Annotated in this window: 21 protein-coding genes and 1 pseudogene; 8 read left to right on the top strand and 14 right to left on the bottom strand. The window is 62.7% G+C overall.

Annotation, left to right across the window (positions count from 1 at the left end; all coding sequences use genetic code 11):
- A partial coding sequence (locus tag DID96_RS38675) for a hypothetical protein (RefSeq protein WP_221624607.1) occupies positions 1-230 on the top strand: 230 nt, incomplete at its 5' end.
- Between the two features lie 20 nt (positions 231-250).
- Positions 251-895 (top strand): SGNH/GDSL hydrolase family protein, encoded by a 645-nt coding sequence (locus DID96_RS24235; RefSeq protein ID WP_124601786.1) that lies wholly within the window; start codon positions 251-253, stop codon positions 893-895.
- A gap of 74 nt (positions 896-969) precedes the next feature.
- On the opposite strand, the gene DID96_RS24230 is transcribed toward DID96_RS24235, so the two are convergent.
- From DID96_RS24230 to glaH, 7 genes and pseudogenes are all read right to left on the bottom strand, one after another.
- Complete coding sequence (locus DID96_RS24230) at positions 970-1,272, bottom strand: putative quinol monooxygenase (protein WP_124601785.1); 303 nt, start codon at positions 1,270-1,272, stop codon at positions 970-972.
- 54 nt (positions 1,273-1,326) lie between these two features.
- Complete coding sequence (locus DID96_RS24225) at positions 1,327-2,163, bottom strand: NADPH-dependent oxidoreductase (RefSeq protein ID WP_124601784.1); 837 nt, start codon at positions 2,161-2,163, stop codon at positions 1,327-1,329.
- 3 nt (positions 2,164-2,166) lie between these two features.
- Positions 2,167-2,850, bottom strand: coding sequence for a type 1 glutamine amidotransferase domain-containing protein (locus DID96_RS24220; protein WP_124601783.1), 684 nt, complete (start codon positions 2,848-2,850; stop codon positions 2,167-2,169).
- Between the two features lie 42 nt (positions 2,851-2,892).
- Entirely contained in the window at positions 2,893-4,050 is a 1,158-nt protein-coding gene (locus tag DID96_RS24215; RefSeq protein WP_124601782.1) for an iron-containing alcohol dehydrogenase, read from the bottom strand.
- 307 nt (positions 4,051-4,357) lie between these two features.
- Positions 4,358-4,519, bottom strand: a pseudogene (locus DID96_RS39580) (LysR family transcriptional regulator); the annotation flags it as partial.
- A 108-nt stretch (positions 4,520-4,627) separates the two neighbouring features.
- On the bottom strand, positions 4,628-5,845 hold the full coding sequence (locus tag DID96_RS24205; RefSeq protein ID WP_124601797.1) for an alpha-hydroxy acid oxidase: 1,218 nt from the start codon (positions 5,843-5,845) through the stop codon (positions 4,628-4,630).
- Positions 5,846-5,883: 38 nt separating this feature from the next.
- On the bottom strand, positions 5,884-6,801 hold the full coding sequence (glaH, locus tag DID96_RS24200; RefSeq protein ID WP_124601780.1) for a glutarate dioxygenase GlaH: 918 nt from the start codon (positions 6,799-6,801) through the stop codon (positions 5,884-5,886).
- 96 nt (positions 6,802-6,897) lie between these two features.
- On the opposite strand from glaH, the gene DID96_RS24195 reads away from it, so the two are divergent.
- Positions 6,898-7,803, top strand: a complete 906-nt coding sequence (locus tag DID96_RS24195; protein WP_124601779.1) for a LysR family transcriptional regulator — start codon at positions 6,898-6,900, stop codon at positions 7,801-7,803.
- 13 nt (positions 7,804-7,816) lie between these two features.
- On the opposite strand, the gene DID96_RS24190 is transcribed toward DID96_RS24195, so the two are convergent.
- Positions 7,817-8,734: a LysR family transcriptional regulator gene (locus tag DID96_RS24190; protein ID WP_124601778.1), complete on the bottom strand. Its 918-nt coding sequence runs from the start codon at positions 8,732-8,734 to the stop codon at positions 7,817-7,819.
- 203 nt (positions 8,735-8,937) lie between these two features.
- Between DID96_RS24190 and DID96_RS24185 the strand changes: the two genes are divergently transcribed.
- The 3 genes from DID96_RS24185 to DID96_RS39035 all read left to right on the top strand — a co-directional run bounded on the left by DID96_RS24185 (position 8,938) and on the right by DID96_RS39035 (position 12,454).
- Positions 8,938-10,458 carry a tannase/feruloyl esterase family alpha/beta hydrolase gene (locus tag DID96_RS24185; RefSeq protein ID WP_185732346.1) on the top strand — a complete coding sequence of 507 codons (1,521 nt, stop codon included), beginning with the start codon at positions 8,938-8,940 and terminating at the stop codon, positions 10,456-10,458.
- A gap of 64 nt (positions 10,459-10,522) precedes the next feature.
- Positions 10,523-11,722 (top strand): MFS transporter, encoded by a 1,200-nt coding sequence (locus DID96_RS24180; protein WP_124601776.1) that lies wholly within the window; start codon positions 10,523-10,525, stop codon positions 11,720-11,722.
- Between the two features lie 597 nt (positions 11,723-12,319).
- Entirely contained in the window at positions 12,320-12,454 is a 135-nt protein-coding gene (locus tag DID96_RS39035) for a hypothetical protein (RefSeq protein WP_124601775.1), read from the top strand.
- 38 nt (positions 12,455-12,492) lie between these two features.
- On the opposite strand, the gene DID96_RS24170 is transcribed toward DID96_RS39035, so the two are convergent.
- Positions 12,493-13,653, bottom strand: a complete 1,161-nt coding sequence (locus DID96_RS24170) for a helix-turn-helix domain-containing protein (RefSeq protein WP_311767769.1) — start codon at positions 13,651-13,653, stop codon at positions 12,493-12,495.
- Positions 13,654-13,686: 33 nt separating this feature from the next.
- On the opposite strand from DID96_RS24170, the gene DID96_RS24165 reads away from it, so the two are divergent.
- The gene (locus DID96_RS24165; RefSeq protein ID WP_124601795.1) at positions 13,687-14,466 is read left to right on the top strand and encodes an SDR family NAD(P)-dependent oxidoreductase; all 780 of its coding nucleotides are present in this window, start codon (positions 13,687-13,689) and stop codon (positions 14,464-14,466) included.
- An 88-nt stretch (positions 14,467-14,554) separates the two neighbouring features.
- On the opposite strand, the gene DID96_RS24160 is transcribed toward DID96_RS24165, so the two are convergent.
- From DID96_RS24160 to DID96_RS24150, 3 genes are all read right to left on the bottom strand, one after another.
- Positions 14,555-16,087 carry an amino acid permease gene (locus DID96_RS24160; RefSeq protein ID WP_124601794.1) on the bottom strand — a complete coding sequence of 511 codons (1,533 nt, stop codon included), beginning with the start codon at positions 16,085-16,087 and terminating at the stop codon, positions 14,555-14,557.
- Positions 16,088-16,486: 399 nt separating this feature from the next.
- Positions 16,487-17,587: a nitronate monooxygenase family protein gene (locus DID96_RS24155; protein ID WP_124601774.1), complete on the bottom strand. Its 1,101-nt coding sequence runs from the start codon at positions 17,585-17,587 to the stop codon at positions 16,487-16,489.
- 203 nt (positions 17,588-17,790) lie between these two features.
- Positions 17,791-18,993, bottom strand: coding sequence for an MFS transporter (locus DID96_RS24150; RefSeq protein WP_124601793.1), 1,203 nt, complete (start codon positions 18,991-18,993; stop codon positions 17,791-17,793).
- A 489-nt stretch (positions 18,994-19,482) separates the two neighbouring features.
- On the opposite strand from DID96_RS24150, the gene DID96_RS24145 reads away from it, so the two are divergent.
- Positions 19,483-19,866 carry a hypothetical protein gene (locus DID96_RS24145; RefSeq protein ID WP_124601773.1) on the top strand — a complete coding sequence of 128 codons (384 nt, stop codon included), beginning with the start codon at positions 19,483-19,485 and terminating at the stop codon, positions 19,864-19,866.
- Positions 19,867-20,002: 136 nt separating this feature from the next.
- Here DID96_RS24145 and DID96_RS24140 read toward each other — a convergent pair whose 3' ends face one another.
- Both DID96_RS24140 and DID96_RS24135 read right to left on the bottom strand, forming a co-directional pair.
- Complete coding sequence (locus DID96_RS24140) at positions 20,003-20,689, bottom strand: SDR family NAD(P)-dependent oxidoreductase (protein WP_124601792.1); 687 nt, start codon at positions 20,687-20,689, stop codon at positions 20,003-20,005.
- Between the two features lie 41 nt (positions 20,690-20,730).
- Positions 20,731-21,501, bottom strand: coding sequence for a DeoR/GlpR family DNA-binding transcription regulator (locus DID96_RS24135; protein ID WP_124601772.1), 771 nt, complete (start codon positions 21,499-21,501; stop codon positions 20,731-20,733).
- Between the last annotated feature and the right edge of the window lie 17 nt (positions 21,502-21,518).

The raw sequence follows: 21,518 nt of genomic DNA, 5'->3' as shown, positions 1-21,518 counted from the left end.
AGCCATACATTGAAGAAACGGGTGCGTTCGGCAGCTGCATTCGGTCATTGAAATCGGAAACGGCTGCTCAGGCAGTCGAAGGTGTTGTTTGCTCACTTGACACGGGGCCGCTAATGGGTGTCAACGCTTCGCCTACCCCCTCACAGGTGCATGCGCATGACTCGGGGCCGCCGTGGCTGGCTAGGCCTTCAACGTATGAAACTTTCATTCACAACACTTTGCCGGTTTGACCGGCGCACAGGAGAAGACGATGACGCAGAAAACCGTGCTGTGCTATGGCGATTCGAACACCCACGGCACGCGTCCGATGACGCGCCCCGGCGTGCTGGAGCGCTTCGATCGCGAGGACCGTTGGACGGGCGTCCTCGCGCAAACGCTGGGTGCAGGCTGGCGGATAGTGGAAGAAGGGCTTCCCGCGCGCACGACCGTGCACGATGATCCGATCGAAGGTCGGCACAAGAACGGTTTGTCGTATCTGCGCCCGTGTCTCGAAAGCCATTTGCCAATCGACATTGTCGTGCTGATGCTCGGTACGAACGATCTGAAAACGCGCTTCTCGGTCACGCCCGCCGACATTGCGATCTCGGTCGGCGTGTTGCTTGCCGAACTGGCCGCGTGCAACGCAGGCCCGGCGGGCAACGCACCCAAGGTGCTACTCATGGCGCCAGCGCCCATTGTCGAGGTCGGCTTTCTTGGCGAAATCTTCGCGGGCGGCGCGGTGAAGTCACGTCAACTCGCGAATCTGTACGAGCAAATCGCACGAAATGCCGGCGCGCACTTTCTGGACGTCGGCAAGGTCATCGAACTCAGCCCGGTGGACGGCGTTCATTTTTCAGCCGATCAGCATCACGTGCTGGGCAAGAAGCTTGCGGAAGTTCTGTTGCAGATCGCATGAACACGCCTCATTGAAACGGCACGGTGAGCCGGATCGAAGACCGGACCACCGTGCCGCCTGGTCGACATGCCGACCTACGCCACTGCCACGTCGACCGCCGCCAGCACCTTCACCACCGGCGGCTCAGCCAACCAGTCGGCAGCTTTCGCACGGTAGGCGTTATAGTGTTCGCTCGCTCGATGCGCTGCGACCGCAGCCTCATCGCGGTAGATTTCAAACAGGTGAAATCCCGGCTGGCCGTCGGTCTGCCGAAACAGGTCGTAGCGGAGATTGCCTGGTTCGGCACGCGTCGCCGCCACCATCCGATGCAGTTCCGCCTCGACGGCCGCTGCATGCTCGGGCTTCGGGATCAGGCTCGCGAATACGTAAATGCTCATCGATTCACCTCGGTTCAATTATTCAATGGATCGTGAAAACCCTTCATCCGGCATTCACAACAGCTTGAACGCCAACGCCGACAACGCATCGCGCAAACGATCGCGGCCGCTCAGCGATTCGGGGCCCCGGACTCGCTCGACCGCCGCGTCAGTCCAGGTTCCGCCGACAGCACCGCGTTCGTTCAGGTAATCGGAAACGCGCCGATCATAGACGTCGACCGATTCGTGCTCGTCCGCGACATCGTATTGCTCGCGGTGCAGCACGACCGCCTGCGGGAGACGCGGCTTGATGGCCGGCAGTCGATCGGGATCGGGATAACCGACGCACATGCCGAACAGCACCATGCTCGATTCGGGCAGGCCGAGCTCCTGCGCGACTGCTTCGGGACGGTTGCGCATCCCGCCGATATAGACGAGACCAAGACCAAACGACTCGAGCGCGACAGCCGCATTCTGGGCCGCAAGGGTCGTATCGACTGCGCCGACGACGAAGCTCTCCAGATAATCCAGGCCGTCGGTGCGCTTGCGCCTGGATTCCCCCGCCCGTCTTAGCCGTGAAAGATCCAGCACCCATGCAAGAAACAGCGGCGCTTCCTCGACATGCCGCTGCTTGCCCGCGAGCGCGGCCAGCCGCGCTTTCCGCTCGGGATCGGTCACCGCAACGACGCTCCACGCCTGCAGATTCGACGAAGTCGATGCGGACTGCGCAGCCGCGATCGCGGCGACGAGAACATCGTCGGGCACCGCCCGTTGAAGATACGAACGCACCGAGCGATGGCCGAGCAGGTTGCGCACGACTTCGTTCGTGGCGACTTGCTCATGTGGCGTCTGTTCGTCCCGGTAGCGCGCCGACCAAAGCGCTCGAAGCGCGCTTTCTTCATCCACCGCCATCGCTCAGCCCCGCTTCAGTTGTTCGAACAGCGCGTGCGCGACGTGTTCCGACGAAGCGGGGTTCTGCCCCGTGATCAGCAGGCCGTCGACGACCGCATACGGCTGCCAGTCATCAGCCTTCGTATATATGCCGCCGTTTGCCTTGAGCATGTCCTCGACGAGGAACGGCACCACGTCGGTCAGGCCAACTGCCTCTTCCTCGGTGTTCGCGAAACCCGTGACCGACTTGCCCTGCACGAGCGGCTTGCCGTCCACCGCCTTCGCATGGCGCAGCACGCCCGGCGCATGGCAAACCGCCGCCACCGGCTTGCCGGTCGCGATTGCGCGCTCGATCAGCGCGATCGAGTTCGCGTCCTCGGCGAGATCCCACAGCGGACCATGTCCGCCCGGATAGAACACCGCATCGAATGCGTCGGCGGATACGTCGGAGAGCTTGAGCGTCGTCGCCAGCGCCGCGCGCGCGGCGGCATCCCCCTCGAAGCGGCGGGTCGCGTCGGTCTGGAATGCCGCGTCGTTGCTTTTCGGGTCGAGCGGCGGTTGGCCGCCCTTGATCGATGCCAGCGTGATATCGACCCCGGCATCCTTGAGCACGTAGTACGGCGCAGCGAGTTCTTCCAGCCAGAACCCCGTCTTCTCCCCCGTATTACCCAGCGTGTCGTGCGAAGTCAAAACGATAAGAACTTTCATGGTCGGTTTCCGTTGAGTTGATTCAATCGTGTCCATCTCGAATTACAGCGCGCCTTCGAGCACACGCCGGCTCACGTCGAGCGTGACGTCCTTTTGCTCGCCGAGCTGCGTCATCCCGTGTTCGTCCAGCTGCGCGACGAGCAGGTCAATCGCGTCCGCACCGACGCCGTAATCGGTCAGGCGTGTCTTTACGTCGAGGCTTTCAAAGAACTCGCGGGTGCGCGCAATCGCGACGTCGATACGTGTGTCTTCCGCGCCGTCGGTGATGTTCCATACGCGCGCCGCGTATTGGAGAAGCTTCGCGCGCTTGCTGTCGCGCCGAACCTGCAGCATCGACGGCAGCACGACCGCGAGCGTGCGCGCATGATCGATGTCGTAGCGGGCCGTCAGTTCGTGGCCGACCATGTGCGTTGCCCAGTCCTGCGGGACGCCGGCGCCGATCAGGCCATTCAGCGCGAGCGTCGCAACCCACATCAGGTTCGCGCGCACCGCATAGTCGTGCGGCTCGGCCAGCGCCTTCGGGCCGATCTCGATCAGCGTCTGCAACAGGCCTTCCGCGAAGCGATCCTGCGCGAGCCCATCGGCCGGATAGGTCAGGTATTGCTCGACAATGTGCGTAAACGCGTCAACCACGCCGTTGGCGATCTGCCGCGGCGGCAACGTGTAGGTCTTCGTCGGATCGAGGATCGAGAATGCCGGGAATACGTGCTCACTGCGGAACGCGAGCTTCGCACGCGTCGCACGACGCGTCACGACACCGCCGTTGTTCATTTCGGATCCGGTCGCCGGCAGCGTCAGTACGCTGCCGAACGGCAGCGCGGCATGCACGTTCGCGGCGTGCGTTTCCATCATGCTCCACGGCTCGCCGTCGAACAGCGCGGCGGCCGCGACGAACTTCGTGCCGTCGATCACCGAGCCGCCACCCACCGCGAGCAGGAAATCGATCCGGCTCGCGCTGACCTGCGCGACCGCTTTCAGCAGCGTCTCATAGGTCGGATTCGCCTCGATACCGCCGAACTCATGGACCTCGCGCGCGCCGAGCGCGGCCCTGACCTCGTCGAGCGTACCGTTTTTCCGCGCGCTCTCGCCGCCGTACAGGACGAGGACGCGCGCGTCGCGCGGAATCAGGTCATCCAGGCGAGACACGGTGCCTTCGCCGAAAACAATTCGGGTCGGATTGTAGTAGCTGAAATTCTGCATGGTTACATCCAAAAATAGTAGACCAGTCGTCTAGTTCGATATTCAAAAAAAAGACGCACCCGTGCACGGAGCGGTCGCCTCTTCTGCCACGAAGGGTCATCTCGCACCTCATCGTGTACAAGCACACAGGACGCGATGGTTTTGCCGGCATCAACTATCGGCGTCGACTTCGTGAGGCCGATACTACTCCACTATTAGACCAGTCGTCTAGTAAGCGCAAAAGCGCCACCTGCCCGAGCGCCGGTCCCGGCAGCGGCACCGGCCACTCCGTCGGAAAGGCCGTCCGTCGCCGCTACGGCGAGCACCCTTACCGTTGCCGGCAGAGCCTGATCAATTGCTGCGCCACCGGCGAACGCACGTTTTTTCGGTGCGCCAGCGCGAGATGCGACCTTATGTCGCTTTGCAGCAAGGGCCGGAACGCGACATCCGGTTGAGCGAAGCGCGTCATCGACGCGGGGATCAGCGTGACGCCAAAGCCCGCGCATCGTGACGCAGCGGAGCAATGGGTTCAACCACGCATTTCAAAATTTTCGATAAGCACAACTTATCCAGCTTCTGTCGCAACTCCGGCCGCCGATTACTGCGTATCCACCAACCGTGCAAGAATCGCGTCATCGATGTCGGTCACGGCGCACGTACCGAGCATCGCCATATTTCTGTCGACCTCATCTCGCAGGAGCCGGATCGCATGTCGCACGCCAACCTCACCGCCGACGGCGGCGGCGTACATGAACGGGCGCCCCAGGAACACGAACCGTGCGCCAAGCGCCAGCGCCTTGAGCACATCCCCGCCTCGCCGGATCCCGCCATCCATCATCACGATGGTCCTGTGGCCAACCGCCTCGCAGATTCGCGGCAGTACGTGCAGCGGTTCAACCGCTCCATCCAGTTGGCGACCACCGTGATTCGACACGATGATTCCGTCCGCGCCGATCGACACCGCCCGCTCTGCATCGTCCGCGCGAAGAATGCCCTTGACGACCAGGTTGCCGCTCCAGCGCGCCCGTATTCGGGCAATATCCGTCCACGACAGATGATCGCGGCCGGTCGTGTCACGGATCGCCGAAGCGGAAAGCATCGGTGCGCCTCGCGTTGCAAACGAGTTTTCGAAATGCGGCATGCCATGATTGATCAACGTGCGAAGGAACGTACCCATCAACCACCGCGGCCTTGTAATCCCGTCCACTGCAAGACGAAGCGACGGACGCAACGGCAACGAGAATCCCGCGCGCGTGTTGTTCTCCCGATTCGCCCACACCGGGATGTCGACCGTCACGACTAGCGTCGAAAACCCTGCCGCCTTGACTCTGTCGATGAGTGCGTCGATACGCGACGAATCGCCCGGCAGATAGACCTGAAACCACGTGCCCGGAGAAGACGCATGAACGGCTTCCATCGGGATGAGCGACGAGCCGCTCATGATTGCCGGGATGTTTTCCGCCTTCGCGGCCTTGGCCAGGACGATATCACCACGATAAGCCGAGATCGCACTGATACCGATCGGTGCTATTCCGAACGGGGACGCGTATGTGTTGCCAAACAGCGTGGTTTCCTGCGACCGGCACGACACATCCACCAGAACCTTCGGACTGAACTTCAGTCGTTCGAATGCCGCCCGATTCGCAGCAGCGGATAGCCCATCCTCGGCAGCCCCCGATATATAGCCGAACAACGGGCGCGGTAAATGGCTGCGTGCCGCTGCCTCGAAGTCCGCCAGCGAGAGAATCTTGCGCAGACGCGCTGGAACGTCGCGCTTGACCCCGTAGGCGGACTGGGATGGCCGTCCGACGGGCATCGTTGGCCGCGCTTCTGCACCGCCGGAGTGATCCTTCATCATCGTTCGAACGTGCCTCGTTGACGCATCAGTTCGCGGAACAGCCCTTCATTCTTCTCGAACGGCGCCCGTCCGTGCACGTAAAAATAGTTGTTCAACACAACCAGGTCGCCAACCGGCAACGTCACCTCCGTCGTACCGGGTGACGCCTCCATCGATTCGGACAGCGCGCGCAGAAATGCCGCTTCTTCGCGATTGGTGGGTTGCACGAACTGGTCGATGAAGGATATCGATAAACCGAACTCGCTTTCGAAGAAGAGGGGGCGCTCGACCTTCTCGGCCACGTTCTTCGAACCCGGGGCCTTGTAAAGGAACGGATGGATTCCAAGCGGGTGTTTCGCAAACCGATCGCGTTCCTCCCAATCGTCGAGGTGAAGAAAGCGCGACTCGCCGCCAATCGCGTTCCGCTCGGCAAACTTCATCATCAACAGCCAGTCCGTTGCCTCGCTGACGAATGTCCCGTCGGCGTGCATCGTGAACAGGCGATAGGCCTGGCGAAGATACGAATCGCTATCATCGGTATGTTTCACGACGAAGCGTGCGTAATAGGTGCCCGACATCGCGTCGTGGTTGCTCGTGCCGAGAATATGGGCGACGGCCGTACCGAACCTCACGAAGTCGGATGCATCCTGCGAAAGATCCTGCAGGCCGATGGTGAACCCGCCGTGACGACGGTCCTTGACCAGCTGGATCAACCTACGCGCGAATTCGTCGCCGACCCGCTTGATCAGCGCGTCGGCAAGGGCGAAGCGCATGAACGGTACATATTCCAGATTCTGGACATCGATAGACCGAACGTCCTGCAAGAAGCCGGCGAGCGCCTGTCGGTCGGCAGTGACATGCACGATCCGATGGTGATCCGGGTGTGGCGACAAACGAAACGACGGCTGTTGCAAGGTGTCGGCGGGCGCTTCCATGGTGTTCTCCAGGGTGACGAGTCGCCTCATTTCAGCGGATTTCTCTGATAGCATCCAGACCACGATCTCGAAACTTTGTTCTGGAATGGAGATTAAATGATCGACGCGCGTCAGCTGAGATATTTCGCTACCGTGGTAGAGGAGTTGCACTTCGCGAAGGCCGCGGATCGGTTGAACGTCGCTCAATCGGCGCTCAGCACCCAGATTCAGCGCCTCGAACAAAACATCGGCGTGCGGCTGCTGAACCGGAACAAGCGTCAGCCTGTCACGCTTACCGATGCGGGACGCCTGTTCCATGCCGAAGCAATGACGGCATTGCGGCATATCGAACGTGCGGAACAAGTCGGACGGTTGGCGGCAAGGGGGCTGGCCGGGATTGTCCGGATCGGCTTCGTCGCGTCGAGCGTGACCAATGGCGTGCTGCCCGGGATGCTGCGCCAGTTTCGCCTGTCGCATCCCGATGTGCGGGTCGACATTGCCGAGATGGCCACGCCTCGGCAACTCGAAGCGCTGGACAACGGCGAAATTGACGTCGGCATTGTGCGCCCCAGGCCGCGATATGCGTCGGGAATCGTTGCAACGATCGTCCAGACCGAGCGCCTCGTGGTTGCAATGGCCGAGTCCCACCCGCTGGCGACGCGACGCAAGCTGCGCGCGCAAGACTTGCAGGCCCAGTCGTTCATTTCTCCCCAATTCGACGAAGACGACGCGTTCAGCGAGGTTCTGTCTTCACTTGGCAAGGTCGGAGGCTTTACGCCCTCCCTCGACTATCGGGTAAAGGACTTCATGTCCGCAATCAGTCTGACCTCCGCCGGCTATGGCGTTGCAGTCATACCCGAGTCGATGAAAAGTATCAGCCCACGCGGTCTTTGCTACCCGCCTGTCACGGACTTCGCCTTCTCCGTTCATCTGGCTTTGGCACATCGACGCCGGGAGTCATCCCCTGCCGTTCGTGCGTTCGTCAAGGAAGTGACGATCGATGCCGATCGTAAGTCGTCGTAGTACAGCGCGTTGATTACTTCGCTTTTGCGGCATGGCAGTTGGCCACTCGCCGTTCGATCGTTTCCATCAATTTGCGTGCGGCGGGCGACGGATCCCTGCCTCGACGGGTAACGAAACCGATATCGCGCCGCACGACCGGTTCGACGAGCGGAATCTTCGAAACGTCCTGCACGTTGAAGACTTCGAGTACCGTCATCGGCAGGGCAGTCACGCCAACGCCTGCGCGCGCGAGTCCGAACATGGTCGATAGCAATGCGACGTCATAGGTTGGCGCCTTGACCGCCTTCAGGCTGGCGAACGCCGTGTCAGTTGCATAGCGAACGCTCGTACCCGGCGACATCGCTATGAACGGTTCACCCAGGATCTCGCTCCACTTGACCTTCCGCCTTCCCGCGAGTCGGTGATCGCTACGACAGACCAGATACATCTCGTCGCGCGTGACGCTCCTGAATTGCAGATCCGGCTCGACGCTCGTATAGCTGCCCACGGCAAAGTCCACTTCGCCGGCACGAACCATATCGATCAGTTCCCCCGCTACACCGTCTTTTACATTCACGGCGATCTCGGGGTACGCCTGCCTGAACTCGTAGATCGAATTCGGAATGACATAGGCCGACGCCGAAGGCAACGCGCCCAGCGACACCTTTCCGCGCCGCAACGCCGATCGGTTTGCGATGTTTTCCCGGGCCAATTCGAGCTCCGCGAATATGCGTTCCGATACTGGAAGAAACTCCTCCCCGGCGGCAGTCAATTCGACCTTGCGGGTCGTTCGATCAAACAGACGCGCCGCCAACGCCTCCTCGAGATTGCGAATCAGCAGCGTCAGGCTCGGCTGGGAAATGAAGAGTGCCTTGGCTGCGGCACTAAAGCTTCGGTAGCGCGCCACCGCCCGGAACGCATCGATTTGGTGCAACGTCAGATTTATAGGCATGGTCTATCAATACATAGAACAATAGTATTTATCGAAATACCGGCAACGTACTAGCCTAGCGCACATTCGCTTCAGACAACGATATAAATAAGGAGACGGTCGTGTCGTTATACCGAAGAATCAGCGCGGTAGGCATCGCTGCGTGTGCAACGGCTGGTGCCCTCTGCGCTTGCGGGCAGAATGTCCAATCCGATCCGCCGGTCGTGTCAGCCGACGAGGCGGCGTGTGCGGCGTTGTCCGGTGCCCGGTTTGGCGACGGCACACTCATCACGTCGACCGCTCATGTGAATACCGGCCTGACCATAGGCACGACATCGGTCAAAGGGTCGTTTTGTCGTGTCATCGCGATAGCCAGGCCTACCGGCGATTCACAAATCGGATTTGAAACCTGGCTTCCTGACCGATCCGGCTGGAACGGCAAGTTCCAGGGTGTCGGCTCCGGCTCGTCAGCGGGCTCGATCGCCTACTCGGGAATGAAGCCTGCCCTCGAAGCCGGCTACGTCGCGATGGCGACCGATAACGGTCACGTCAGCAATTTGAATCTGCCCAACGGAACGGCCGAACAGACCTGGGCGTTGGGTCACCCGGAAAAGATCATCGACTTCGCATACCGGGCCGAACACGTCGCCACGCTCCATGCCAAAGAAATTCTCCAGAAGTTTTACGGCATCGGGCCCAGCAAGTCGTACTTCGTCGGCTGCTCTCAGGGCGGGCATCACGCGTTGATGGAGGCATCGCGCTACCCGGACGACTACGATGGCATCGTAGCGGGAGCGCCAGGATGGAATTGGGTCAACCTGATGGCAGCTGAACTGTGGAACAGCGAACCCGCGTTGCAGGATCCAACCGCCCTCACCCCGGCCAGCATCGCGCTGCTCAATTCCGCGATCGTCGCAGCCTGCGATGCCAATGATGGAGTCAAAGACGGTGTGGTCAACGATCCGCGCGCCTGCCATTTCGATCCGGCGACTCTGCAGTGCAGGCCCGGATCGTCGACGAACTGCCTGACGCCATCACAGGTTGCCGCGGCAACGCACATCTACGGCGGAACACGTCGATCGGACGGTTCATCGATCTTCCCTGGTTACACGCCTGGCAGCGAGCCGGGCTGGGCGCCGTTGTATACGGGCAAGACGCCCGGCGGAAGCGGTTGGGACTTCTTCCGCTACACCGTATTCCAAAACCCGGCATTCGATAACCGGAACTTCGACTTCGACGCCGACTTCACGCGAGCGCAGCAAGCGACCATCGACGGACAGACTGTATCCACCATCTTCAACGCGACGCCCGACCTGGAGGCATTCCGCGCACGGGGCGGAAAACTGATTGTGTACCACGGGTGGGCCGACCAGCAGATATCGGCACTCAACAGCATCGCGTATTACGACCAGGTCACGGCGTTGCAAGGCAGCACGACGAAAACCGATGACTTCATGAGACTGTTCATGGTGCCCGGCATGCAGCACTGCACGGGTGGCCCCGGCCCGCAGAACTTCGGCGCATCCACCGGCACCCCACCGGTTGCCGACGCCGGTCATGACATCGTCCAGGCCCTCGATCAATGGGTCAGCCAAGGAACCAAACCGGCATCCGTCATCGCATCAGTCGTGGCCAACGGCTCGGTTAGCCGCAGCCGTCCGCTATGCCCCTATCCGCAAGTCGCGCGCTACAACGGAACCGGAAGCAGCGACGACGCATTGAATTTCAGTTGTGTATCGCCATGACGCCGTCGAAGCGACACATGACCACGCGTATTTCATTTGCACTACAAACTGGAGACCCTTCCTGATGAACTGGACACGCGAACAAAAGAGCGTTGCAATTGCTGCCTATCTAGGGTGGACGCTCGACGCATTCGATTTCTTTTTAATGGTCTTTGTTCTCAAGGACATCGCAGCGGAGTTCAGCACGACCATTCCCGCCGTTGCAGCCGCCATTACATTCACGCTCGCGCTGCGCCCTCTTGGAGCACTCATCTTCGGACGGCTCGCGGACCGATTCGGGCGCAGACCGACGTTGATGGTCAACATCGTCTGTTACTCGATACTCGAACTGCTTTCCGGGTTTTCGCCCAATCTCACCACGTTGATCGTCTTGCGTGCATTATTCGGCATCGCGATGGGCGGCGAATGGGGCGTGGGATCAGCGCTGACAATGGAAACGGTACCCGCAAAGTCGCGCGGCTTCGTATCGGGGCTGCTTCAGGCCGGCTACCCCAGCGGTTACCTGCTCGCGTCGCTGGTATTCGGCCTCCTCTATCCGTTGATCGGGTGGCGCGGCATGTTCTTCGTCGGCGTGCTGCCCGCCCTGCTCGTGTTGTTCATTCGCGCACGGGTACCGGAATCGCCCGCGTGGAAAGCCATCGAGCATCGGCAGGGTCCTGGACTGATCGCCACGCTGAAGCAAAACTGGACACTGTCGATCTACGCGATCGTACTGATGACCGCTTTCAATTTCTTCGCTCACGGAACGCAAGACCTTTATCCGACCTTCCTGCGCGAGCAGCATCACTTCGACACCCACACCGTGTCGCTTATTACGATCGTCCTCAATGTCGGTGCAATGATCGGCGGTCTTTCGTTCGGTATCCTGTCTGAACGCCTTGGGCGCCGACAAACGATCTGTGCCGCCGCGCTGATTGCCCTGCCTGTTCTGCCGCTTTGGGCATTTTCCACGAATGCGGCATGGCTCGCCGCCGGTGCATTTCTGATGCAGATCTCGGTGCAAGGTGCGTGGGGCGTCATACCAGCGCACTTGAATGAAATCTCGCCGGCAAACATCCGGGCAACCTTTCCCGGACTTGTCTACCAGTTGGGCAACCTCCTTGCGTCCGTGAACGCCCCGCTGCAAGCTTCGATCGCTATCCAGAAGGGCAGCAGCTACGGTCATGCGCTGGCGATCGTGGCCGGGATCGTGGCCGTCTGCATAGCAGTGCTCATCCTGTTCAGTCGGGAACAGCGCGGTATCGACATGGCAACCGCAGGATAATTTCCGCTTCGCGCGCTGGGCCGCGCTGGCGATCTGCCTTTCCAGCGCGGCGAGGCGGCGCTGCAGCAGCTTGATCAGCGCCTTCAGTTGTTTGACGCCGGGATCCTCGGCCGTGGATGCAAGGTTTTCCTTGCAACGGGATTACGGCATTCATCGGATGAAACTTGAGCCCGGCTGATCACATGCCCTTGACACCACGTCGGGCGCGGTGCCGACAGTCTTCCTGACCGGCTGTCCGCGTTCCGCCGCCGTCGCGCCGCGCGGCAGACCCCGCGTTCACTGGTAAAATTCAGTCTGTCGCGGCCGATCTTGCGATCCGGCTTCCGAACGGAGTCGCCCTGGCGATCGCCGCCGGCACCCACGACCGTTCTTTCGGTCGCAGCACGCCACGCGTGCTGCCGTCCCCGTCCCGACGCCCGGCCCCGGTCGAGACCTTCGCGAACGCATGAATGGCCGTGCCCCTGCATGCCGGTCGCGGAACGGGCGGCACCCTGCATCCGGATGCGCGATTCCCCAGTCGGGCCCATCGCACTGCGTAGTGCGTAGTGCCGCCGGCGGACGCTAGTCCATTTTCATGACGAGTTTTGAGGTACAACGATGGCCCGCATTGGCGCCTTTTGCATCGCGTCGTGGCTTGCAGCCGCGATTCTCTATTTCGGCCAGCACTCCGTCGCGCTGATCGCGCTCAGCGGCGTGGTGGTCTTCGCCGGATTCGATCTGCTGCGCCCGTGAACATTGACGTGCGCCTAACGCCAAGGGTTCGACAAGCGCTACGCGCTGTGCCGTCTTCTGGCCGTCACGGACGGCAGCTCGCCGAACATACTGCGGTAGTCGCGGGAGAAATCGCCGAGATGCAGGAAGCCCCACCGGGTTGCCGCCACCGTGACGGAATCGCCGAGCCGAAGATCTCGTCGAACGTGGTTTAGCCTCACTGCGCGCAGGTATGAGACGGGGTTCAGGTCCAGTACTTCGCGAAACGCATACTGGATCGTGCGGCGGCTCAGGCCGAGTTCCACGCACAGCTCGGCAATCGAAAGCGGGCACGTCGACGGATCGCGAAGACGCTCCTGAATCGCGTTGATCAGTGTCCAGTGCCTCGCGCCGCGCGCCGGGCTTGCGACAGCGGTTTCCGAATGCGCTTCGAGCGCTTCCGCCAACGCGAACAGGATCGTGCGCTCGACCAGTTCGACCGATTCGCGGACACGTTCGGGCGGCGTCGCGGCCGGATTCGTCGAAGCGGCAAGCATGCGCCTGAGCAGTTGGCGAAGGCCTTCCGCCACGTCCGCCGTCATCCGGATCACAGGCGCCGTCATGCCTGAGCGGAGCGAAGCGGCGAGGCTGCGCAGCGATTCGGCCGACAGGCGATCGACGTCGATATCGACATTCACGAGCAGATGCCGATCCGGCGAATAGAACTCGAACTCGGGCAAGCAGGAAAACACGTGAAGACTGTCGCGCTCGCTTCGCTCCCCGCACATGCGGGCGTGGCCTTCGAGCTCGAGCGGCACCGCGACGGCGAATCGATCGGCCGGCACCGCGCCGCGTTGAAGAATGACCTTGTCGAGACGTTCGACCAGCAGACGAATGCCACCGAGTGACACCAGCGACGAAGCGCCGTGGAACGCGCCCTTCGAGATCTGCGTGTAGTTCAGATTCCAGCCGTCGAATGCGCGCGCCTGCTCCTCCACGTCCGTACAGGCGTGGAACGCCACGCCGGATGCGGACAACGAACGATCGGACTGCGCATTGAAATCGGTAAGGGTCTGCGTCTCCATGATCGCGTCGTCGAGCGTGAAGTCGTGCGGACCATTGTAGTCGCAACGGCGGGCTGTCAAAAAAGCCGCCGTTCGCGCCGCGGCGTCGGTCCTTGCCGAAATCCGATAGCGGGATGCCCGTCGTCGAAATATCGTTGCTTGAAGGAAGATTCCCAACCGCAAGCGAACTCCATCCGGGAGATGAAAGGCATGATTGCGAAGATCGACGGTCGGCTCGCCGGAAAAGTGGCGATAGTCAGTGGCGGCGCCGGCGGATGCGGCGCAGCGGCATCCGAATTGTTCGCGGCCCAGGGGGCACGGGTTGCGATCATCGACAGGAGCGGCGAAGCAGCCGGCACGCTCGCCGCCAGGCTCAGGGATGCCGGATTGCACGCGATCGGCATCGGTGCGGACGTGTCGAATCGGGCTGAAGTCGAACGTGCGGTGGCCGAAGCACGCGAACGGCTGGGCGCCGCAGACGTTCTCTTCAATCACGCAGGCACGCTGATCGTCAAACCGTTCCTCGAGATCGAGGAGCAGGAATGGGACTGGTTGATGAGCGTCAACGTCAAGAGCATGTTCCTGATGACGAAGGCCGTCCTGCCACAGATGCTGGAGAAAGGCCGCGGCAGCATCATCTGCACGTCGTCGATTTCCGCAGTCTGTGCAACGCCGGGCGAAGTGCTGTACGACACGACAAAAGGTGCCTGCCATATGTTCGCGCGGGCAATCGCCGTCGAATATCGCGACCGGGGCATTCGCTGCAATGCACTGGCCCCAGGTTTCATTCGCACCCCGCATGGCATGCGTGAATTGCAAGAACTGCAGGCGATGGGCGTGAATGCGACCGAGCAGGCCGTCGCCGAGCAGCAAGGGCGCTTGTGCGAACCGTCCGAAGTCGCGGCGGCTGCGCTCTTTCTCGCCTCCGACGAATCCAGCTTCGTCAATGGCACGCATCTGTTCGTCGACAACTGCTTCTCTGCTGTCTAGCACGCTTTGCCCGCGTTGCAACGCGGGCAAAATGAAAACGGGCTGCCACTCGGCAGCCCGTCTTTATCGGCCAACCATCATCGCGCGCTCATGCGAGCCCGTCCATCTGCTCCTCGAGTTTGCGGATATCGTCGGTGTCAACCGCTTCCTTGGACAACGGCGGCCCGGCGAAGCGATGGCGAACGCCGAAGCCATACCAGATGACCGCCAACACGATCACCAATCCGATCAGCACATGCAGCACTTTCTCGTTCGGCGGCTGAATCCCGACGTACGCGAGCATGCCTGCGCCGACCATCGCCAGCAGCGCACATGGCTTCGACCAGATACCGAGCTCGAACGGCCCCTTTTCGGTCCAGCTACGGCCCTCCGCGAAAAATCCGGCTGCGATGGGGACTGCATACGAAATGAACAGGAAGACCGCACTCCCCGCGCTCAGGACCGAAAAGGCATCGCCGTAAAGCGTCACGACGATTGCAAGCAACGAACACGTCCAGATCGCGGGGCCCGGCGTACGGTGCTTTTTGCTGACGCTCCGAAGCCACTTCGATGCGGGAAGGCCGCCATCGCGCGCAAACGCGTACATCATGCGAGACGTCGACATGATGGCCGCCAGGCCGCAGACGTAATTGATGAAGAACATCGCAATGACGAGCGTGGTCCTCAAGCCCGAAGGAAGCGGTGCGAGAATCGCGTTGAAAAAGCCGGTTCCCTGCTTCATCGCGGCCGTCAGGTCCGGCATCACGAGCACGAACGAACACACCATCACGAACCCGAACGCCGCCGACCAGAACACCGAACTGATGATCCCGCGCGGCACGTTTCGCGCGGCGTCGTGGGTCTCTTCCGACGTGTGCGCGGACGCGTCGAAGCCCGTGATCGTGTACGTGACGAGCAGCAATCCCGACAGGAACGCCAGCCCCATCGACTGCTTCGGCCACGCGCTGCCATCTGCTCCGGTGAAATTCGTGAACGTCACCAGACGGTGCAGATCGATTTTCACCGGCGAATACCAGAGCAGCGCACCGACGAGCACAATCGTCACGACGAAAATCAGATAGCCCGACAAATCGGTCACCTTGCTCGCGACCTTGATCCCGCGCTCGTTCAGCAGCGCTTGCGAAAGCGTGATGATCGCGACGAAGGCTGTCTGATGCCACCAATTCAGGCTGTCGGGGTTGATGCCGAACATCGGCGCGATCAGCGTCTTGAAAAACGGATCATAGGTGCCGAAATTGATCGCGCCAATGACGAAAATGAGACCGAGCAGATTGATCCAGGCGGTCATCCAGCCGCACAGCTTTCCGCCGAGAATCGAACCCCAGTGGTACAGGCCCCCAGCGGTCGGAAACGCCGACGCGATCTGCGACATCGAGACTGCGACGATCAGCGCGAACAACGCGCCCAGCGGCCAGCCAAGCCCGACGGACGCACCGCCCGCCGCCGAGAAAGCCAGTTGAAAGGCCGTGATGCCGCCCGACAGAATGCAGATGACCGAGAACGACACGGCAAAGTTCGAGAACGCGTTCATTCGGCGCGACAGTTCCTGCGCGTATCCCATTTTGTGAAGCAGACTGACGTCGCTATCCGGCTCGACAGGCGAGCGTCGATGAGCATCCATGGCGTACTCCGTTGCGAAAGCCCTGCAGGGCAGTGAATTTGCAATGCGCTCGATCGCTGGTCGCGTGATGGCGGCTCCCTGGTCGGGAGCAAACCGCAGCGCAACGAGGACGACAGGTTGCGCGGCGATTCCCAGGACAGAACGACAGTACGAAGCCAAATCGGGATGCACTATCGGATATCGGCAATGCCGCGTAATTCCGCTTCGGGCGTGGCGGGCAAACAGTACGGTGAAGGCGCGCCATCCGGCCGTCAGTTTGCGCCTTTCGGTCGGATACGCGGTGCGTTCGACCTCAATACGAGCCTGCTGGATCCGGGCGCGCACGGGCAACCACCATCGCGCAATCGATGAACGTGCGAAGCGCCGTGACCGCTGCACGCGCATGCCCATTGCGCGACATCAACCCCACGCCGCCTGCATCTGCCGCACGCTGTCGCGCAATTCCCGCTCCAGCTCGGCGAACAATTCCGCGGCCGGCAGCGCCCGCGCGAGCGGCGCGGCCTGTCCTGCCCACTGCGCGCCGTACCCGAACTCGCCCTTCGCCTTCGCGGCCGCGTGGAGCGCCTTGCCGGCGTCGTACGCGATCGGGTAGGCCGGTGTCGCCGGCGCGCGCGGGTCGTTGCCGAGTTCCGTCATGCGATTCACGATGCTCCGCGCGACCCGCCCCGAAATCGCCGACGTGAACGTCGTGCGGCGTGCCGCGTCGCTGAGCAGCGTGCGGCGATAGCCGTCGTCGATCGACGTTTCCGCGCATGCGACGAACGCGGTGCCGAGCTGCGCGGCCTGCGCGCCGAGCGCGAGCGCGGCCGCGATCCCCGCACCGTCCATGATGCCGCCTGCCGCGATCACGGGCAGCGCGAACTCGCTGGCCAGCAGTCGGGTCAGCGCGAACGTGCCGAGGCGGTCGTCGGTCGCGGTCGAATCGAATACACCGCGATGTCCGCCGGCCTCGATGCCTTGCGCGACGATCGCGTCGACGCCCGCCGCGGCCGCTTGCCGCGCTTCGTCGAGGTTCGTCGCACTCGCGAACAGCGTGATGCCGGCGCGCTTCAGCGCGGCGATCACGTCAGCGGACGGCAGCCCGAAATGGAAGCTGACGACTGCCGGCTTTTCGTCGACGAGCATCGCCTGCAGCGCAGGGTCCGCGACGAAGCTCGTGTAGATCTCGGCCAGCGAAGCCGGCGGCATCGCACCATACTTCGCGAATTCCGGCGCGAGCCAGTCGAGCCATGCGCGCTCGACCGCCGCATTGGCCGTCGCCGGTTGATGGCAGAACACGTTGACGTTGAAAGGCCGGTCGGTGAGCGCGCGCGTGTCGCGGATCATCTTGCGGGCGCCCTCGGCGTTCGTCGCGCCGACGCCGAGCGAGCCGAGCCCGCCCGCATTCGACACTGCTGCGGCGAGCGCCGGCGTGCTGACGCCCGCCATCGGCGCCTGAACGATCGGCGCGCGAATTCCGAGCGTGCGCAGCAGAGTTCGCTTGTCGGAAGAATTGCTCATGTCGTCTGCTCCTGTTACGAAATCGGATGTCATCATCAGCGCGCGCGGGCGCGCATCGTTTCGCCTGCCGGAATCCCGATTGGCAACACGCGGCGAACATTGGCGCGGCAACCCGGGCGGAGGGAAGCGCGTCGCGCGTGTCGGCTTCCCGCTACGCCCGAACTCCGATCCGCCCCGTCCCGCCTGTCGAAGCTGCGCACATGCTAGCGCCCGCGCGCCCAGTGAACCAGCCCCGCACACGCTGCCAGCAGCGCGCCGGTGACGAAGAACACCGAATGCAGGCCGACGCTCACGCCGATCTGGCCGCCGATCACGGGCCCGATCACTTGCCCGCTGAATTGCGCGGACTGCAGGTAACCGAGCATCTGTCCGGTCGCGCGCTCGTCGACCGACTGCCTGACGAGCTTGCCGATCGACGGCAGCAGCCCCGCAAGCGTCATCCCCATCAGCACGCGCAACCCCGCAAGTTGCCACCAGTGCGTGACAAACGCCTGCGGCAGCATCGCGAGCGCGGTCAGCAGCAGGCAGCCGACGATCACATTCCAGCTGCCGATGCGATCGGCCAGCGCGCCGAGCCGCGCCGCCGTCAGCATGCTGCCGAGCGCCGAGCAGGCCATCACCACACCCGCGACGCGCGCGAGGTGATCGGCGCCGACGCCGAGGCCGCCGATGTAGACGGTAATGATCGGCTCGATCGACATGTTCGCGAGCAGTACCATCATCGCGGTCACGAGCAGCGCGGCAACGACCGCGAAACGCGTGCGGCGCGCGGTGTCCGTCGCAGGGCCGGCCGCGTCGCGCCGCGCGTCGGTGCCGGGGTGGAAATCTTCCTTCACGACGAACATCGTCAACAGCGCCGCGACCGCGATCATCGCGCCGCCGGCGAAGAACGTGCCGCGAATCCCGAGCCAGCCGGGCAGCAGCCCGCCCACCAGCGGCCCGACGAGATTGCCGGCGAGCGCGCCGGTCGACAGGATGCCGAGCGCCCAGCCCGCGCGCTCGCGCGGCGCCTGTGTGCCGACCATCACCGTGGACGCCGACGCATATCCGCCGACGAGGCCGGCCATGAGCCGCAGCGCGACGAGTTCGTAGACGTTGTGCGCGACGCCGATCAGCGACATCACGACCGCCATCCCGACCGCGGCCCGCACGAGCATCGGCTTGCGACCGAAGCGATCCGCGAGGCGCCCCCACAACGGCGCGGTCACCGCGGTGCCGAGGAACGTCGCGCCGAACGCGACGCCCGACCACTGGATCACGGCCGACTGCGATTCGATGCCGAGCTGCCGCACGTACAGCGGCAGGAATGGCAGCAGCATGCTCAGGCTGACCAGCGTCGTGAACGAACCGAACACGCAGACGGCGAGATTGCGCCGCCAGTAGTGCTCATTGCGCTGCGCGTACATCGTGCCCAGCCCCACGTTGAACGCGGGCGGCGCCGGCCGATCCAGGATCGCTTGCTGCATGGTGACCTCCATCCGCTGAACAGGCGCCGGGGCGGCAGCCGTCATATTGGAAGTCAGTCTAGATTGAACCGGGAATGGAGAGAATCCACGTATTACGGAAGATATTCTTCCGGGGAACGGTTGAGTGGACGTCTGTGATCGCGACATAGGCCTCGACCATCCTCGGGCGACCGCGCACGTGCGCACATTGAGTCGCAATCGCAACGATATTTCGGCATGATCGCCCCGACATAATTGCAATTGCAATCGTATGTCGGCGTCGCTCGGGCGCGTTGTCTTTCCGCCAAAGCGGGGTATAAGGCCTGACAAACGTCCGCCTCGCGCGAGATCAGTTCCAGCGCGGGCCCTTGTCTCCTCCCTTTGAGGAGATAGGTGGTTGGCCGTCGGCGGACATGCTAGGATTTCTTCCAAACAACTCCGGAGACTGCTATGCCGTTCATCTGCGAAAACGTTGAATGTCGTGCCGTGCTGGCACGCGGGCAGGTCAGGTCCAATCACGAGGACGCGGGTTGGTGCTTTTACTGCCCGGACTGCAAAGCCAGGAACGAGTTGAAAGATATCGGCGTACCTGGCGGTCCTGTCGAGTTGGTTCAGCCGGAACGATCCGGCCTTCCGCACAAGGTAATAGCAACTGCTCGACCATTGGAGGACGGCAGATACGCAGCGCAATTACGCGTTCAGAGGGCACTCGCCGTGAAAGGAACGTACGCGGTCGAAGAGCACTGGGAGCAACTCGGTGTATTCCTCGACGCGCAAGAAGCCATAGCGCATGCGAAGACTTTCGCAACAGACCTGCTGGAGCGAAAGGCATAGTCTCGAGTGGCACGCTGGATTGCGCCATACCTGGCAATGCGCGGTTCTGAACAGGTACACGAAGGAAAAGCGCACGTGCAACGCGACGTATCGCGTGCGCGTGCGCGGATCGGCCGGACAATAACGTCGTCACGCGCTACGCGTGCGCGAGCGAACTCCCGCCGCAGACCATGATTTGCTGACCGGTGATCGCGCCCGCATCCGGGCCGATCAGGAACGCGACGAGCGCGGCAACTTCCTCCGTGCGGATGTATCGGCCGATAGGCGGCATCACGGGTGCGCTCGACGTGCGCGCAGGGTCCTTCAACATCGGCGTTTCGGTTGCGGCCGGCGACACCACATTGACCGTGATGCCGCGCGGCGCCAGCTCGATCGCCCACGATCGCGCCATGCCGACGACGGCAGCCTTCGCGGCCGCATACTGACTTCGGCCGGCCGCCCCGCCCGAAGTACGGCTGCCAATGAGGACGATACGTCCGCCGTCGCGCATCGCCGGAACCAGTGCGTCGGCAAGTGCGGAGGCCGCGCCCACATGAATCCGCCACATCGCTTCGCCGCTTGCGGCGTCGAGCTCGCCGAGCCGAGCGGTCTTCATGAAACCGGCCGAATGAACGAACCCGTCGACGGCGCCCAGTTGCCGCGCAAGCGGGCCGATCGAATCCAGATCCGCCAGATCGGCGCGCTCATGGTGAAACCGGTCATGATTCAGATCCGGCTCGGTGCGACTCAGGCCAACGACGACATGACCGTCATCGAGCAATCGCGCCGCAATTGCGCGTCCGATACCCGAGCTCGCCCCCGTCACTACGATCCGCTTGGTCATGTGAGTTCCCGCTTCAAACATGCGGGGGTGATTCGAGGGGGTTACGGCTCCGTCGCAACCGATTCGATCTTCACGCCCGCGAGGTTGTCGAATGCGCGCAGCCCGTCGTGCAGCGCCGTCGCGTCGGTGATCAACGTCCACGTCTTCTCGATCGGCGCCCAGTGCTGCTGGCTGTCGCGATTCAGCTTGTCCGCCGTCACCAGCACGAAGACTTCCGCGGCCTGACGCATCACGCATTCTTTCAGGTACGCCTGCTCGGCCGTCGCCTCGCACAGCCCGCGCCCCGGCACCACGCCGTCCGCACCGAGAAACGCCTTGTCGAAGCTGATCCGGGTCAGCGCGAGCTGCGCGATCGAGCCGAGCGTGCTCATGCTCGATTCGCGCACGTCCCCGCCGAGCAGCGTCAACGGAACGTTGCTTCCGGCGAGGATCTGCACCGCCAGCAGGTTGTTCGTCACGACCCGAACGTCCTGGCGGGTCACCAGCGCCCTTGCGAGCGCGGCCGTCGTCGTGCCGCCGTCGAGGAATACCGTGTCGCCCGCGGCAATGTGCCGTGCAGCCGCGAGCCCGATCGCCTCCTTCTCCGCCTGGAAGCTGTGGCTGCGCTGCTCGAGCGACTCTTCCGGCGCGTGCGCGCCGACCGATGCCGCGCCGCCGTAAGTCCGCAGGATCAGGCCTTCGTCGGCAAGCGCGCGCAGATCGCGGCGCACGGTGGCCTCTGACATCCCGAAGTGGTCGCACAACGCGGCGACTTCGGTCATTCCGGACAGGACGGCCTGGAGCATGGCCTCCCGGCGGCGAGCAACTTTCATGTTCTGATCGGGAAAAG

Source organism: Burkholderia sp. Bp8963 (genome assembly GCF_003854275.1).
Taxonomy (GTDB): Bacteria; Pseudomonadota; Gammaproteobacteria; order Burkholderiales; family Burkholderiaceae; genus Burkholderia.
The sequence above is the reverse complement of the archived record's forward strand: the minus strand, read 5'-3'. Positions and strand labels throughout refer to the sequence as shown.

Coding starts and splice junctions, on each gene's coding strand:
- DID96_RS24235 (WP_124601786.1), top strand. CDS start 251: ATGACGCAGAAAACCGTGCTGTGCTATGGCGATTCGAACACCCACGGC.
- DID96_RS24230 (WP_124601785.1), bottom strand. CDS start 1,272: ATGAGCATTTACGTATTCGCGAGCCTGATCCCGAAGCCCGAGCATGCA.
- DID96_RS24225 (WP_124601784.1), bottom strand. CDS start 2,163: ATGGCGGTGGATGAAGAAAGCGCGCTTCGAGCGCTTTGGTCGGCGCGC.
- DID96_RS24220 (WP_124601783.1), bottom strand. CDS start 2,850: ATGAAAGTTCTTATCGTTTTGACTTCGCACGACACGCTGGGTAATACG.
- DID96_RS24215 (WP_124601782.1), bottom strand. CDS start 4,050: ATGCAGAATTTCAGCTACTACAATCCGACCCGAATTGTTTTCGGCGAA.
- DID96_RS24205 (WP_124601797.1), bottom strand. CDS start 5,845: ATGCCCGTCGGACGGCCATCCCAGTCCGCCTACGGGGTCAAGCGCGAC.
- glaH (WP_124601780.1), bottom strand. CDS start 6,801: ATGGAAGCGCCCGCCGACACCTTGCAACAGCCGTCGTTTCGTTTGTCG.
- DID96_RS24195 (WP_124601779.1), top strand. CDS start 6,898: ATGATCGACGCGCGTCAGCTGAGATATTTCGCTACCGTGGTAGAGGAG.
- DID96_RS24190 (WP_124601778.1), bottom strand. CDS start 8,734: ATGCCTATAAATCTGACGTTGCACCAAATCGATGCGTTCCGGGCGGTG.
- DID96_RS24180 (WP_124601776.1), top strand. CDS start 10,523: ATGAACTGGACACGCGAACAAAAGAGCGTTGCAATTGCTGCCTATCTA.
- DID96_RS39035 (WP_124601775.1), top strand. CDS start 12,320: ATGGCCCGCATTGGCGCCTTTTGCATCGCGTCGTGGCTTGCAGCCGCG.
- DID96_RS24165 (WP_124601795.1), top strand. CDS start 13,687: ATGATTGCGAAGATCGACGGTCGGCTCGCCGGAAAAGTGGCGATAGTC.
- DID96_RS24160 (WP_124601794.1), bottom strand. CDS start 16,087: ATGGATGCTCATCGACGCTCGCCTGTCGAGCCGGATAGCGACGTCAGT.
- DID96_RS24155 (WP_124601774.1), bottom strand. CDS start 17,587: ATGAGCAATTCTTCCGACAAGCGAACTCTGCTGCGCACGCTCGGAATT.
- DID96_RS24150 (WP_124601793.1), bottom strand. CDS start 18,993: ATGTACGCGCAGCGCAATGAGCACTACTGGCGGCGCAATCTCGCCGTC.
- DID96_RS24145 (WP_124601773.1), top strand. CDS start 19,483: ATGCCGTTCATCTGCGAAAACGTTGAATGTCGTGCCGTGCTGGCACGC.
- DID96_RS24140 (WP_124601792.1), bottom strand. CDS start 20,689: ATGACCAAGCGGATCGTAGTGACGGGGGCGAGCTCGGGTATCGGACGC.
- DID96_RS24135 (WP_124601772.1), bottom strand. CDS start 21,501: ATGAAAGTTGCTCGCCGCCGGGAGGCCATGCTCCAGGCCGTCCTGTCC.